The organism is Enterobacter sp. SES19, from assembly GCF_011765665.1.
In the GTDB taxonomy this organism is placed as follows: Bacteria; Pseudomonadota; Gammaproteobacteria; order Enterobacterales; family Enterobacteriaceae; genus Enterobacter; species Enterobacter pseudoroggenkampii.
The window spans coordinates 2,411,205-2,425,313 of sequence record NZ_CP050320.1 but is presented as its reverse complement, the minus strand read 5'-3'; the positions used below and the strand labels follow the sequence as shown (position 1 = coordinate 2,425,313).

Below are 14,109 nucleotides of genomic sequence, written 5' to 3'. Positions count from 1 at the left end.
AATGACTTACGTTAAAAATGACAACATTGTCATTATCCTGTCACCCGTCAAACAGGATGTGTTCCGTAGAGTAGCCCTAAAAATACTCTGGACTTCATCTGGACCGTTATGTTCCTGTTAAAACGACTAAGCATCAGTACGGTATTTATCCTGGCAGGCTGCGTCTCGCTGGCCCCCGACTATCAGCGCCCGGCGTCACCGGTACCTCAGCAATTTTCACTCTCGCGCAACGGCCTGACGCCCGCTGTGGCGGGTTATCAGGATACCGGCTGGCGCACCTTTTTTGCCGACCCGCAGGTAGCGGGGCTGATTACGGAAGCCCTGAATAACAATCGCGATGTAAAAATGGCCGCCCTGAAGGTTGAAGAGGCGCGGGCGCAGTTCAACGTGACGGAAGCAGACCGTTATCCTCAGCTGAATGCCTTTTCGGGTATCACGTACAGCGGCGGGCTTAAAAGTGACAAACCCACCACGCAGCAGTACGACGCGGGCCTTGCGCTTAGCTATGAACTCGACTTCTTCGGCAAGCTGAGGAACATGAGCGAGGCTGACCGACAAAACTATTTCGCCAGCGAAGAGGCCCGGCGCGCGGTGCATATCCTGCTCGTCTCTAACGTTTCTCAAAGCTATTTCAACCAGCAGCTGGCGTATAAACAGCTGCGTATTGCGCGGGAAACGCTGACAAATTACCAGCAGTCTTATGCGTTCGTTGAGCAGCAGCTGGTGACGGGCAGTACGAACGTCCTGGCGCTGGAACAGGCCCGGGGACAGATCGAAAGCACGCAGGCAGATATTGCCAAACGAGAGGGAGAGCTGGCGCAGGCCAATAATGCCCTGCAGCTGGTCCTCGGCACGTATCGCGCGCTCCCGGGCGACAGCGGCATGAATGCCGGCGATGTCGCGCCGGTAAAACTGCCTCCCCATCTTTCCTCAGCGATACTGCTGCAGCGCCCGGATATTATGGAGGCGGAGTACCAGCTTAAAGCGGCCGATGCGAATATCGGCGCGGCGCGTGCCACCTTTTTCCCGTCCATATCACTAACCAGCGGACTTTCCACAGGTAGTACGGAATTATCCAGCCTGTTCACGTCAGGGAGCGGGATGTGGAATTTTATTCCTAAAATCGAAATTCCCATTTTCAATGCGGGCAGGAATAAGGCCAACCTGAAGCTGGCTGAAATTCGCCAGCAGCAGTCGGTTGTTAATTACGAACAAAAAATTCAGTCCGCCTTCAAACAGGTTGCCGACGCGCTCGCGCTGCGGGACAGCATTAACCAGCAGCTTGCTGCGCAACAGCGGTATCTTGATTCTCTACGCATCACCCTGCAGCGGGCCAGAGGGTTATATTCCAGCGGGGCGGTCAGCTATATCGAAGTGCTTGATGCGGAACGTTCTCTTTTCTCCACGCAGCAAAATATTCTCGACCTTATTTATGCCCGGCAGGTTAATGAAATTAATCTTTTCACCGCGCTCGGCGGCGGTTGGGTCGAATAACGTTATTTAATTAAACAGGAAAATAAACATGCGCAATTCACTTAAGGCTATTGTATTCGGTGCGATCTCTATTGTGTTTTCTGCTGGCCTCCAGGCTGAAGTTCATCAGCACGAGGGGATGAGTGCTGCCAGCGAAGGGAGCTCAGAGCAGCTCATCACCGGGACCGGTATCGTGAAGGACATTGATCTCACAAATAAAAAGGTCACGATTTCTCATGAGGCCATCCCGGCGATTGGCTGGCCCGCGATGACCATGCGTTTCACCTTTATTCAGGCCGATGAGAGCATCAACGCCTTAAAGGTCGGCAGTCACGTTGATTTTTCATTTGTTCAGCAGGGCAATATCTCTTTACTGAAGAGCATTAAATAGCGAGATACGGCATGGCCTCATTAAAAATAAAATATGCTGCCATGATAGTCAGCAGCCTGATTGCGGGAGGGCTGATATCGGTAACGGCATGGCAGGCTTTTCATTCGTATGAAAAAACAGAAAACAGCGTCTCTGAAAGAAAGGTGCTTTTCTGGTATGACCCGATGAAGCCTGACGTGAAATTCGATAAGCCCGGTAAATCGCCGTTTATGGATATGGATCTGGTGCCTAAATATGCGGACGAAAATGACGATAAAAGCGGCACGGGAATACGTATCGACCCGACACAGGTTCAGAATCTGGGATTAAAAACGCAAAAGGTGACGCGCGGAACGCTGAATTATGCCCAGACGATCCCGGCCAACGTCAGCTATAACGACTATCAGTTTGTCATTGTGCAGGCGCGCGCGGAAGGGTTCGTGGAGAAAGTGTATCCGCTGACGACGGGCGATAAGGTGAAGAAAGGCACGCCGCTGATTGATATTACCATTCCGGACTGGGTCGAAGCGCAGAGCGAGTTTCTGCTGCTATCCGGCACCGGTGGAACGCCAACGCAAATAAAAGGTGTGCTGGAGCGTCTTCGCCTGGCCGGAATGCCGGATGACGATATTCAGAGGATGCGTGCGACTCGAACGATCCAGACCCGGTTTACCATCAAGGCGCCTATCGACGGGGTGATCACGGCCTTTGACCTGCGTACCGGGATGAATATTTCCAGAGATAAGGTGGTGGCGCAAATTCAGGGAATGGATCCGGTCTGGATCAGCGCGGCAGTACCTGAATCCATCGCTTATCTGCTGAAAGATACCTCGCAGTTTGCTGTTTCCATACCGGCTTATCCGGATAAATCCTTCCCGGTTGAAAAGTGGAGTCTTCTGCCGAGCGTGGATCAAACCACCCGTACGCTGCAGGTGCGTCTGCAGGTCTCTAACAAGGATGAACTGCTGAAACCGGGCATGAATGCGTACCTGAAGCTAAATACCCAAAGCCAGGAAATGTTGTTGATCCCCTCCCAGGCCGTAATCGATACCGGCAAAGAACAGCGCGTTATTACCGTTGATGCGGACGGGAATTTTGTGCCGAAAAGGATCCACGTTCTGCATGAAGCTCAGCAGCAGTCCGGCATTGGTAGCGGACTGGAAGAGGGAGAGTCGGTAGTGGTCAGCGGTCTGTTCCTGATTGACTCGGAGGCCAATATTACCGGCGCGCTGGAGCGCATGCGTCACGCTGAAACGGCTGACGGCGCGCATTCTGGCCATTAAGGAGACGATGATGATTGAATGGATTATCCGGCGGTCAGTCGCCAACCGTTTCCTGGTCATGATGGGGGCGCTCTTCCTCAGCGTCTGGGGAACATGGACCATCATCAACACCCCGGTCGATGCCTTGCCCGATCTGTCTGACGTTCAGGTGATTATCAAAACCAGCTATCCCGGCCAGGCTCCGCAGATTGTTGAAAACCAGGTCACCTATCCACTCACCACCACCATGCTGTCGGTTCCCGGTGCTAAGACCGTGCGCGGCTTTTCGCAGTTTGGTGATTCGTATGTCTATGTCATTTTTGAAGACGGTACCGATTTGTACTGGGCCCGTTCGCGCGTGCTGGAGTATCTGAACCAGGTTCAGGGCAAACTGCCTGCCGGTGTGAGCTCAGAAATAGGCCCTGATGCCACGGGCGTGGGCTGGATATTTGAGTATGCGCTGGTGGATCGCAGCGGAAAACACGATCTCGCCGAGTTACGCTCGTTGCAGGACTGGTTCCTGAAATTTGAACTGAAAACGATCCCGAACGTGGCTGAAGTGGCCTCCGTCGGCGGCGTGGTGAAGCAGTATCAAATCCAGGTCAATCCGTTAAAACTGGCTCAGTACGGCATTAGTCTGCCGGAGGTTAAGCAGGCCCTTGAGTCGCCTAACCAGGAGGCAGGGGGATCGTCAGTTGAAATGGCGGAAGCGGAGTATATGGTCCGGGCCAGCGGCTATCTGCAGACGATGGACGATTTCAATAACATCGTTCTGAAAACCGGCGAGAACGGGGTACCGATTTACCTTCGTGATGTTGCCCGCGTACAAACGGGGCCGGAAATGCGGCGCGGTATTGCCGAGCTGAACGGGCAGGGTGAAGTGGCGGGCGGCGTGGTGATCCTGCGTTCGGGTAAAAACGCGCGCGAGGTCATTACGGCGGTGAAAGATAAGCTGGAGACGCTGAAGGCCAGCCTGCCGGAAGGTGTTGAGATTGTGACTACCTACGATCGCAGCCAGCTCATCGATCGGGCAATCGACAACCTGAGTTCCAAGCTGCTCGAAGAGTTTATCGTGGTGGCCATCGTCTGCGCCCTGTTCCTGTGGCACGTTCGCTCGGCGCTGGTGGCGATTATCTCTCTGCCGCTTGGCCTGTGTATTGCCTTTATCGTCATGCATTTCCAGGGACTGAACGCCAATATCATGTCGCTGGGAGGCATTGCCATTGCCGTCGGCGCGATGGTGGATGCCGCTATCGTGATGATTGAAAACGCGCACAAACGGCTGGAAGAGTGGGATCACCAGCATCCGGGAGAGCAGATTGATAACGCTACGCGCTGGAAGGTGATCACCAACGCCTCTGTCGAGGTTGGCCCCGCGCTGTTTATCAGCCTGCTGATCATCACCTTGTCCTTCATTCCTATCTTTACCCTTGAGGGTCAGGAAGGGCGGCTGTTTGGTCCGCTGGCCTTCACAAAAACGTACGCCATGGCGGGCGCGGCCGCGCTGGCGATCATCGTTATCCCTATCCTGATGGGATTCTGGATCCGGGGTAAAATCCCTGCAGAGACCAGTAACCCGTTGAACAGGCTACTGATTAAAGCCTATCATCCGCTACTGATTCGTGTGCTCCACTGGCCTAAAACAACCCTGTTGGCTGCGGTCTTATCCATCTTCACTGTGATCTGGCCCCTGAGCCAGGTGGGCGGCGAGTTCCTGCCAAAGATAAATGAAGGTGACCTGCTGTATATGCCGTCAACATTGCCGGGCGTCTCTCCGGCTGAAGCTGCCGCGCTGTTACAGACAACGGACAAGCTCATCAAAACCGTGCCTGAAGTGGCCTCGGTGTTTGGCAAAACCGGCAAGGCCGAAACGGCAACGGATTCCGCGCCGCTCGAAATGGTGGAGACCACTATTCAGCTCAAGCCTGAGGATCAGTGGCGGCCCGGCATGACCATTGACAAGATCGTTGATGAGCTAGACAAGACCGTTCGTTTGCCTGGCCTGGCGAACCTCTGGGTTCCGCCCATTCGTAACCGGATAGACATGCTTTCGACCGGGATCAAAAGCCCCATCGGTATCAAAGTGTCAGGTACCGTTCTGTCGGATATTGACGCCACGGCCCAGAGCATTGAGGCGGTAGCCAAAACGGTGCCGGGCGTGGTGTCTGCCCTGGCTGAACGTCTGGAGGGCGGGCGCTACATCGATGTTGATATCAACCGGGAAAAAGCCTCCCGCTACGGGATGACGGTGGGTGATGTGCAGCTGTTCGTCTCCTCGGCCATCGGCGGGGCGACGGTGGGTGAAACGGTGGAAGGCGTCGCCCGATACCCGATTAATATTCGCTATCCTCAGGACTACCGGAACAGCCCGAGCGCGTTGAAGCAGATGCCTGTCCTCACGCCGATGAAACAGCAGATCACGCTGGGCGATGTGGCGGATATCAACGTGGTTTCCGGCCCCACGATGCTAAAAACGGAGAATGCCCGACCTGCGAGCTGGATTTATATCGATGCCCGCGGCAGGGATATGGTGTCGGTGGTGAACGACATTAAAACGGCTATCAGTCAGAACGTAAAGCTGAGACCGGGTACCAGCGTCTCATTCTCCGGACAGTTTGAACTGCTCGAACACGCCAACAAGAAACTGAAGCTGATGGTGCCGATGACGGTGATGATCATCTTCATTCTGCTGTATCTGGCGTTCCGTCGCGTGGATGAAGCGTTGCTGATCCTGATGAGCTTGCCGTTCGCCCTGGTCGGAGGAATATGGTTCCTCTACTGGCAGGGCTTCCATATGTCTGTGGCAACCGGCACCGGTTTTATCGCTCTGGCCGGGGTAGCGGCAGAATTTGGGGTGGTCATGCTGATGTATTTGCGTCATGCCATTGAAGCGCACCCGGCGTTATCCCATCGGGAAACGTTCACCGAACAGGGGCTAGATGACGCTCTTTATCATGGCGCGGTGCTGCGCGTGCGGCCAAAGGCGATGACAGTCGCGGTGATTATTGCCGGTCTGCTGCCCATTCTGTGGGGTACCGGTGCCGGGTCAGAAGTCATGAGCCGGATAGCGGCGCCCATGATTGGCGGGATGATCACGGCTCCGCTACTATCACTGTTTATTATTCCTGCGGCGTATAAGTTAATTTGGTTGCGTAGGCATAAAAAGCGATAAAAAAACCGCCAGCGATGGCGGTTTTTTTCGGGATGAACGCTTAGCGCGCTGTTTTAGCACGCGTCTGGCTGAGAAGCTTGCGCCAGGTACGATTATGCAGAGTAAACAGCAGCATCTTATAGAAGGCGGTGGAAAGGATACAGCTGCCGCTAAGCAGTAGCATGACGGTACTCACTAGCGCCGCGGTCAGACTGACGCCCGGAGCAGCGCTACCGCTCAGCGCGACCAGCAGATAGGCTGCCGTTAATACCAGGCTTATCACCGCCAGCGTAAGGTGTAACCGCACGGCGCGCATGCTGCCTTTGCCAATCATAAACATTGTCACGCCGTTAAGGCCAGCGAACAGAAGGGCGATCAGGACAACCCAGACGAATACGTGTCCCGCTGGCTGGTCGAGTCCGGCGAGTACGCCATACCCCAGCCACAGCTGCGGAATGGCGAAACTGACAATCACCCCGAGGGTACTGATTGCCGCGGGAATCCCCATGGTGTGTAGGCCTACAGGTTTGCCCATTTCTTCAGCCAACTGAGTCTTTAGCTGTTGCAGCTGTGTCGGGGAGGCATTGCTTATGCTGGTAGCCGCCTCGTTACAGTGTTGCAGGCGACGGGATAAATTTCTAATTATTTGAATAATCAACGTTTTGTATCTCTCATTCCTTGAGTGCCGGAATAGGGTAGGGAATAAGCTCATAGAGTGACAGAAATGTCACTCGCCAGTCATGCGATAAACAGTAGCCGGTTTTTATAATTCATTATAAAGAAGGCCTCCAACTGTTGGGCGCTTTAACTTCGGAGATACCGTTATGAAAAAGATCCTTTTATCTGTTATTGCCCTCCTGGCGGTTTCTGCATCCAGCTGGGCGGCAGAGACAAACAGCAACAAACAGGCAGCACTGCCCCATGACATGATGCAAAGCAACACATCGGATTCGAGCCAGAGCATGGCGGAAATGCATAAGGAGATGATCAAAACCCGTCCATGCGGTACTAACGAAACAGCGACGTCGTTTTCCGCGATGAATGAACACGAGAAAGCGGCGATTGCACACGAGACGGCGAATAACGGCCAGTCTTCGGTCAGCCATCAGCAGCAGGCGCAACAACATCGTCGCCAGATGACAGAGAATTAATCCGCTGCGAAGCCTCTCGAGGCCGTAAACCCTCCATCGATCCTGCTGAAGTGTACCGTCTGCATGTGGTCGCGAAAATGGGCGGCACAGCAATTTGAAAACCCGCAGGTAACTTTGCGGGTTTTTTATTTCAGCCGAAAAAAGGCCTACAAATCAAAATTTAAAATATTTATACAATTAAGCTTTGATTAATAAATAAACTAACCATTAACAATTGCTTAATTGTTAATTTAAAACAAAAGCGATTTTTCTTTGCCTTTTTCTGGGGGAGGGGGTGTTTATTCTGATAATAATTAATCACTTGAGGCATTACTCTGGATTAAGATGAAAAAGCCATCATTGCTACTTTACTTATGTTATAAAGTGGCACATTACACCATGTAACCCATGGTGCAGTAAAATGAAATTCCGTATTATTAAAGTCAGTTGCGGGAAATGATTGTACCACTAATATTTAAGAACGTTCTGATTGCCAGTTATTGCACTGGCTAAAATATAAAATATATCACAAGCAGCTTCTGCCAGATTGAAGCTGGTGGTTTTTTTCTTTACAAATATGTATGGAAATAAATGGATTCCAGAAACCATTTCAAAATAGATGGGGCGAACTCCGAAAAGCCAAATGAGTAGGATGACTAATATCGAGGCAATATCATGTCGAATCAAGAGACTATTGTTGGTGGCTGGACGGCTTATCATACGTTGACTGAAAAAGATTGGCAGGTATTTAAAGAAGCCATGGCGGGATTTGTTGGTGTAACGTATGAGCCGCAGGCCGTCTCAACGCAGTTAGTGGCCGGGACAAATTATCGCTTCAAGTGCCTTGCTTCAATTCCGCCTGCTTTAGTGGTGTGGGAGTCTATTGTTGAAATCTTCCAGCCTTTGCAGGGGGCTCCGCATATTGTCGGAATCACCCGAATCTGAACTTTCAATCAATACTGTGTCAATGCGTGATTTAGGAAAATATTCCAGGCTTTGACGGTCTTTTCGTAAATAAGTGATTTTTATTAAGTTGATTTTTCTTTAATCCACTTATTGAAAGAAGTCGTGAGCTTAAAACGCGATTTCCTTGGTATGAAATGACCTGATTAGCCACGGTCAATATGTTTTATATTTAACTGAGTTCTAAGAGTTCACTCCGATCTTAGTAACGGAAAAGGTATTTAATAATGCTAAATCATATTCTACAGGCCGGCACTAATCCGTCGATTAACAGTAATAACATGAAAGCGAGTGCTGATGCCTCAACCACGGCAGCTGTGATTATTCAAAACTATGTCGGCACCATTTTAACACAGGCCGATCTCTCTCTGCCTGATATATTACCCGATCTACCGGAACATCAGGCAAAAGCCAGAGACCATGCCACATCCTGGCGCGATGTCATACAGCCGCAAATGATCTCAACCAATACGGATATTGTGAGCTTCTCTAACAATTTTGATTCCTATTATGACCCTTTGGTTAAGCTGGCGGTAAAAATACAGCAAAACCCTTCGGACACAGCATCAATTAATACTTTTAAACTGGGTGTTCAGCAACTTCAGGCGTTGGTCGCTCAAAAACAAACCGCTACGCATACCGTGGTTAATTCAGTGGGGGGGTTCCAGACCACGCTTGCCGAAGATGCCCGCAATTTCGCTAGTGATTTTTCGACGGCAGAGGCGGCATTAGCCGGTAAAGACGGGCAAATTGCCGCACTGGGGAAACAAATCGACGCTATTAATTCCGCCATGAGTAAAGACTTGACTATGATTGCAGCGGGTTCAACCGCCGCAGTAGTAGGGGGATTAATGATTGCCGTGGGGGCACTGGCGGAAATTGCGACCGCAGGTGTCAGTACCGCACTGATTGTCGGTGGATTGGTGGTCGTTGGAGCCGGTGCTGGTGTTGCCATTGCCGGGGGAGTTGACTATGCCAAGCAAACCAGCGCGCTCAGCACGGCCATTACGACCAGAACAAAACTACAACAACAGTATTCTGCCACCAAAAACGTGAATACGATTGTTCAGAACCTTTCAGGCCAGGCATCCGCTGCGGTTCAGGCCGCGGGTTCTTTACTGGCAGGTTGGCAGACGCTTGAACAGGACTTTATTGTCTTCCAGTCGGCGCTGACCAGCGCGACCCCCGATTTAGGTTATTTCCTGATCGCGCAACTCAATGCGGCGAAAGCGGACTGGGATGATGTTGGCAATCATGCCCGTAAACTCCTGGATTATGGTTCTTTACCGGTCAGCAACGCATCGGTTACCAGCGGTGGGATCCTGTTGCCTAACCCAACGGCGACGTTTGCACGGCTGGCTGCTGCATAGCGTTCATCAATCATCAATCAGGCCCGTGAGGGTCTGATTGTTTTAACAGACAAACCGGACGCATCGTTTCACGATGATGCCAATAAAAGACCCTTGTCTAAGGTTCAGAGTATGCCAGCATTAAAAGTCAGCTTTACTCAGGCATTAACGGCTCAACAAAATGTGCGTCAACAGATGAAGCTGGTCGTACAACAATTAGAACAGCTTCCGCCCATTAACGATCCGCAGATCCCCGACCTGAATGAAAATATTGTCTCCGTCCACAATCATGCGAATTATTATCTGTCTGACATTGTGGTGGAAATGGATTCGTTGTATTCCGAGGTTATCAGGTTTGGAGACGAGCTGGATTCTACGGTTTCTAACATCCGTTCTGAATTAAATGGTCCTGACGGACAGGGATATCTCACAAAAGCTCAGGGACAGATTAAGCAATTACTCTCCGACAGCGCGCCGCTATCCGCCTCTCTGAATAATTTCAATGAGGTTGTTATTTCCTTTAATAATGACATTACGACGGACTCAAGGAACTTGCTAGCCGATCAGCAAAGGGCGCAACAGTTATTAGCTGCCGATCGGGCAAGATTAGAAGCTCTTAACGCTCAGCTGAATGCGCTGAATGCAGAGCTTGAAAGTAAAAAGCGGATGGAAATTATCATCGGCATTTTTACTCTTGGGATTGGCGCCGCCATTATGGAATTAACAGGCTATGTGCAAAGCACAGAGCGGGCGATTGGTCAGGCGCAACAGGAAACGGAGAGGCTTTATCAGGAAATAGGACAGCTCGGCGCCACCAGTGATGCACTGAACGCATTGACCAAAGGAACCGCTATTTTGTGTGGCCTGACACAATCTCTTCAATATGGTTGGCAAACCGTGACGGCCGAGCTGTCGGAGGTCACCCAACAACAGGTGACTGCGGATTTTCTTATCGTCTCGGTTAATACCGTGCAGGCGAACTGGCAGGAAGTGATGCGCACCGTTGAGCAATTGCAGTAAGGCAAAAACCAATTAACGACTTTGAGGTTTTCATTATGATCATGCAAGCCATTGCAGCTGTGAAAAATGATACTGAATCATCATCAACCAATACCTTAATGACAGGTATTCAGGGCATTGGTGCTTCATCGATTGCTCAACAGACTTATGCGAGCACTGTATTATGTCAACCCAACATTCATTTAGATATTTTACCTGATCTTCCTGCACAGCAGGCTATTGCGCGCGATCAGGCGCAGGAATGGTTGTCCTCGATTAATCCGGCGGCCATCTCTTCTCTGGTGAATGTGCGTAATTTTTCGAATCAGGTGGGGGCTTATGTCGATGCACTTCTTCCGGCGGCACAAAAATATGACATGGGGGATAAAAGCCAGCTTCCTTATATCCAGCAGGGCATCCAGCAGCTGCTTTTTCTTGCTCAGAAAAACGTCACTTCCACGGGGGTGTTTGTCGATAACGTCCAGGTTTATGTGAATGGGATCAACAGCAGTCAGAGCACATTTAAAGCGGCTAAAGAAACCGTGCAGACGCAAATTACCGGTGATAAAGGGGAAATATCGGCACTTCGGCAGAAGCTAAACGATCTAAATAAACAGATGGATGCAGATATTGTGCAGATTTCGGCGGGAGCGGTGAGCGACATTATAGGGATCGGCATGATTGTCATTGCGGCCACAACAATTATCGAAACCGGTGGGGCAACGCAAACGCTTCTGGCTGCAGGTATTACCCTGGTCGCGGGCGGAACGCTGGCGATGACCATAAGCTCTGCCGATATCGTCAAAGCGCAAAAAGAGTACAGCACAACGTTGACCAATCTCGTCGGGCTTGAATTGGAAGTGGCTGTTTTTGACACGGTTTATAACCAGTTGACGGCCAGTGAAAGGCTTTCTCAGTCTGCCATTGATGCCGCTAAGCTGCTGGTCAACGGATGGCAGACCGTTGCTGATAGCTACCAGCAAACGCTGGCCGACCTGCAGCAGAGTTCAAAAGGGTATCTGGCACTGAGGCTGAGCGCGATGAAACGCCAGTGGCAACAGCTAGGCGATCAGGCGGGAAGCGTGATGCAGTTAGGGCCGCTGCCTTTTAATACTGTTCCCGCAAATGAACTGAAGTCGAGTGCATGACAGGCGAGGAGCTGCCCGACAACCGCCGGGCAGAAAAGCTTTTTAGAACAGGTATAGCGTCAGCACCGTTGGTTGAAGGTGGGTGGTACAAAACAGCGTAAGTTAATAATCAACATGATTTAACATAATATACATTATGCGCACTTGTATGGAATCAGGGAAAATCTGGCGTTTTGCGGACATCGTTGGCCTGGCTTCTGAAAGCGTCTACGCCGGCTATCTCACAGCGCGTCCAGCGCATGCCGGCTTAACGGTACTGTTCTTCCCAGGTTTACTTACCGTTTTGCCCTGTTGATATAAGCCTGTAAACCCTCTGCAAGAAAATCAAACACCGTTTTACAGGCCTGGCTGTGGCGTAAATCTTCATGCATCACCAGCCAGGTGTCGAGATGAAATGCAAAGAAATCAGGCATTATCCTCTGTAGCGGCGGAGAAAAATCGGCCAGATGCACCTGGCACATACCGATACCTGCTCCGGCACGTATGAGGTTTAATTGTGCAATATCGCTGTCGGTTCGCACGGTAAACAGCTCGCGGTTTAGCTGTGGGTACTGTTTAAGTGCTTGTAAAATAAAGGGCGTCATATTATCGAAACCCACAAGCGTATGGGTGAATAACGCATCAATACTTTCCGGTGCTCCATGTCGTGACACATAGGCTGGCGCGGCATGCAGACCTATTTCAATCCTGCCCATCCGACGAGCAATCAGTTGCTCCTGCACCGGTGTGGTCATGCGTACAGCAATATCCGCTTCCCGGTTCAGTAAATCCTGAACGCGGTTAGACAGAACCAGTTCAACGGTTATTTGCGGGTATGCCTCCTTTATTTGTGCAATCACTGGAGGCAGAACTTCAGTGCCGATGATTTCACTTGCGGCAACGCGCACCACGCCTCGTAATCCGGCTGCGCCGGAGCTGAAACTGGCAGCTGACCGCTCAATCATCATGGCCGTATTTTCCATCGCTTGCGCATGGCCCTTCAGCTCGACGGCTGCGTCCGTAGCCTGCAATCCTGTCTGTGAACGTGTAAATAAAACAAGGCCGAGGGCCGATTCCAGTGCTGCAATATGACGTCCGGCGGTTGGCTGGGTAATGGCAAGCCTGCGTGCGGCCCCTGACAGAGACCCTTCCCTCATCACGGCCAAAAATGTGCGATACCATTCCCACGGGATATTTAGCTTCATACAAAAATGCATACCTGCTGGCTTATATTATGCAATTACATTTAGCCCGTGCGGTCATTAAGATGTCAAGCAGATATCCAATAAGGGTCAGATGATGAAAAGCACAAATAAGGTACTAATACTGGGCGCAACGGGTGGGATCGGTGGCGAAATAGCCCGTAAATTGATCCGGGACGAATGGGATGTGCGTGCATTGCGCCGCTGCACTCCGCAAAATGCCGATCGCAACAATAGCATTTCGTGGATAAGCGGAGATGCGCTGAATGCTGAACAGGTTGAGGCGGCGGCGTCAGAATGCAGCGTGATTGTCCATGCCGTTAACCCGCCGGGTTATCGAAACTGGGAACAGCTCGTTTTGCCCATGCTGCATAACACCATCAGCGCAGCGGAGAAAAACGGTGCATTAATCGTTCTGCCGGGCACGATTTATAACTACGGTCCGGATGCTTTTCCCCTCTTACGCGAGGATTCCCCTCAGAATCCGGTTACCCGAAAAGGCGCCATACGCGTGCAAATGGAGCAGGAACTCGCAGCCTATGCACAGCGTGGCGGAAAGGTGCTGATTTTGCGGGCTGGAGACTTTTTTGGTCCCCATGCTGGCAACAACTGGTTTTCACAGGGACTGGTCAAACCGGGGCATCCACCGCGGGTCATTAAAAACCCCGGCAAAACCGGCGCAGGCCACCAGTGGGCTTATCTGCCGGATGTCGCCGAAACGCTCGCTGCACTGTTGGCGCGTCGGGATGAGCTCGAACCGTTTGCCAGTTTCCATATGCGCGGGCATTGGGATCCTGATGGGACAGCGATGACCGCCGCCATAAAGCTCGTCGTGGAGCGTGCCGGTATAAAGGCGAAGGTGAAGTCGTTTCCCTGGTGGCTTATCTCTGCGATGAGTCCCTTTAACGCTACGCTGCATGAAATGCGGGAGATGCGCTATCTTTGGGAGCAGACAATAGAGATGGATAATTCAAAACTGATTGCCTTTTTAGGTCACGAACCGCAGACCCCTCTTAATGAGGCCGTACATTCCACATTAGTTGGTTTGGGCTGTATTTAACATAACCTGCTGTTTAGAAAGAG

Annotated in this window: 12 protein-coding genes and 1 pseudogene; 11 read left to right on the top strand and 2 right to left on the bottom strand. The window is 51.3% G+C overall.

From position 1 onward, the window contains the following. The first annotated feature begins 108 nt into the window (after window positions 1-108). The 4 genes from GXP72_RS11540 to silA are packed head-to-tail and all read left to right on the top strand — an operon-like array spanning window position 109 to window position 6,277. Window positions 109-1,494, top strand: coding sequence for an efflux transporter outer membrane subunit (locus GXP72_RS11540; protein WP_208762883.1), 1,386 nt, complete (start codon window positions 109-111; stop codon window positions 1,492-1,494). A 28-nt stretch (window positions 1,495-1,522) separates the two neighbouring features. Then, window positions 1,523-1,864: a cation efflux system protein CusF gene (gene cusF, locus GXP72_RS11535; protein ID WP_208762882.1), complete on the top strand. Its 342-nt coding sequence runs from the start codon at window positions 1,523-1,525 to the stop codon at window positions 1,862-1,864. 11 nt (window positions 1,865-1,875) lie between these two features. Next, complete coding sequence (locus GXP72_RS11530) at window positions 1,876-3,126, top strand: efflux RND transporter periplasmic adaptor subunit (protein WP_208762881.1); 1,251 nt, start codon at window positions 1,876-1,878, stop codon at window positions 3,124-3,126. 10 nt (window positions 3,127-3,136) lie between these two features. Then, window positions 3,137-6,277 carry a Cu(+)/Ag(+) efflux RND transporter permease subunit SilA gene (silA, locus tag GXP72_RS11525; RefSeq protein WP_208763915.1) on the top strand — a complete coding sequence of 1,047 codons (3,141 nt, stop codon included), beginning with the start codon at window positions 3,137-3,139 and terminating at the stop codon, window positions 6,275-6,277. A 40-nt stretch (window positions 6,278-6,317) separates the two neighbouring features. Here the strand turns inward: silA and GXP72_RS11520 are convergent, their stop codons facing one another. Further along, the gene (locus GXP72_RS11520; RefSeq protein ID WP_244319913.1) at window positions 6,318-6,764 is read right to left on the bottom strand and encodes a hypothetical protein; all 447 of its coding nucleotides are present in this window, start codon (window positions 6,762-6,764) and stop codon (window positions 6,318-6,320) included. A gap of 316 nt (window positions 6,765-7,080) precedes the next feature. On the opposite strand from GXP72_RS11520, the gene GXP72_RS11515 reads away from it, so the two are divergent. From GXP72_RS11515 to GXP72_RS11490, 6 genes and pseudogenes are all read left to right on the top strand, one after another. Beyond that, window positions 7,081-7,407, top strand: coding sequence for a Silver-binding protein (locus GXP72_RS11515; protein WP_208762880.1), 327 nt, complete (start codon window positions 7,081-7,083; stop codon window positions 7,405-7,407). Between the two features lie 17 nt (window positions 7,408-7,424). Then, window positions 7,425-7,502: pseudogene (locus GXP72_RS11510) on the top strand (recombinase family protein); the annotation flags it as partial. A gap of 559 nt (window positions 7,503-8,061) precedes the next feature. After that, window positions 8,062-8,331, top strand: a complete 270-nt coding sequence (locus GXP72_RS11505; protein WP_024908520.1) for a hypothetical protein — start codon at window positions 8,062-8,064, stop codon at window positions 8,329-8,331. A 245-nt stretch (window positions 8,332-8,576) separates the two neighbouring features. Continuing rightward, window positions 8,577-9,719, top strand: a complete 1,143-nt coding sequence (locus GXP72_RS11500) for an HBL/NHE enterotoxin family protein (protein WP_048991623.1) — start codon at window positions 8,577-8,579, stop codon at window positions 9,717-9,719. Window positions 9,720-9,830: 111 nt separating this feature from the next. Continuing rightward, window positions 9,831-10,718, top strand: a complete 888-nt coding sequence (locus GXP72_RS11495) for an HBL/NHE enterotoxin family protein (RefSeq protein WP_090416924.1) — start codon at window positions 9,831-9,833, stop codon at window positions 10,716-10,718. A 35-nt stretch (window positions 10,719-10,753) separates the two neighbouring features. After that, on the top strand, window positions 10,754-11,845 hold the full coding sequence (locus GXP72_RS11490) for an HBL/NHE enterotoxin family protein (RefSeq protein ID WP_048991625.1): 1,092 nt from the start codon (window positions 10,754-10,756) through the stop codon (window positions 11,843-11,845). A 275-nt stretch (window positions 11,846-12,120) separates the two neighbouring features. Here GXP72_RS11490 and GXP72_RS11485 read toward each other — a convergent pair whose 3' ends face one another. Beyond that, window positions 12,121-13,029: a LysR family transcriptional regulator gene (locus GXP72_RS11485; protein WP_090416927.1), complete on the bottom strand. Its 909-nt coding sequence runs from the start codon at window positions 13,027-13,029 to the stop codon at window positions 12,121-12,123. A 94-nt stretch (window positions 13,030-13,123) separates the two neighbouring features. On the opposite strand from GXP72_RS11485, the gene GXP72_RS11480 reads away from it, so the two are divergent. Then, on the top strand, window positions 13,124-14,086 hold the full coding sequence (locus tag GXP72_RS11480; RefSeq protein ID WP_090416929.1) for an NAD-dependent epimerase/dehydratase family protein: 963 nt from the start codon (window positions 13,124-13,126) through the stop codon (window positions 14,084-14,086). Window positions 14,087-14,109: the final 23 nt, after the last annotated feature.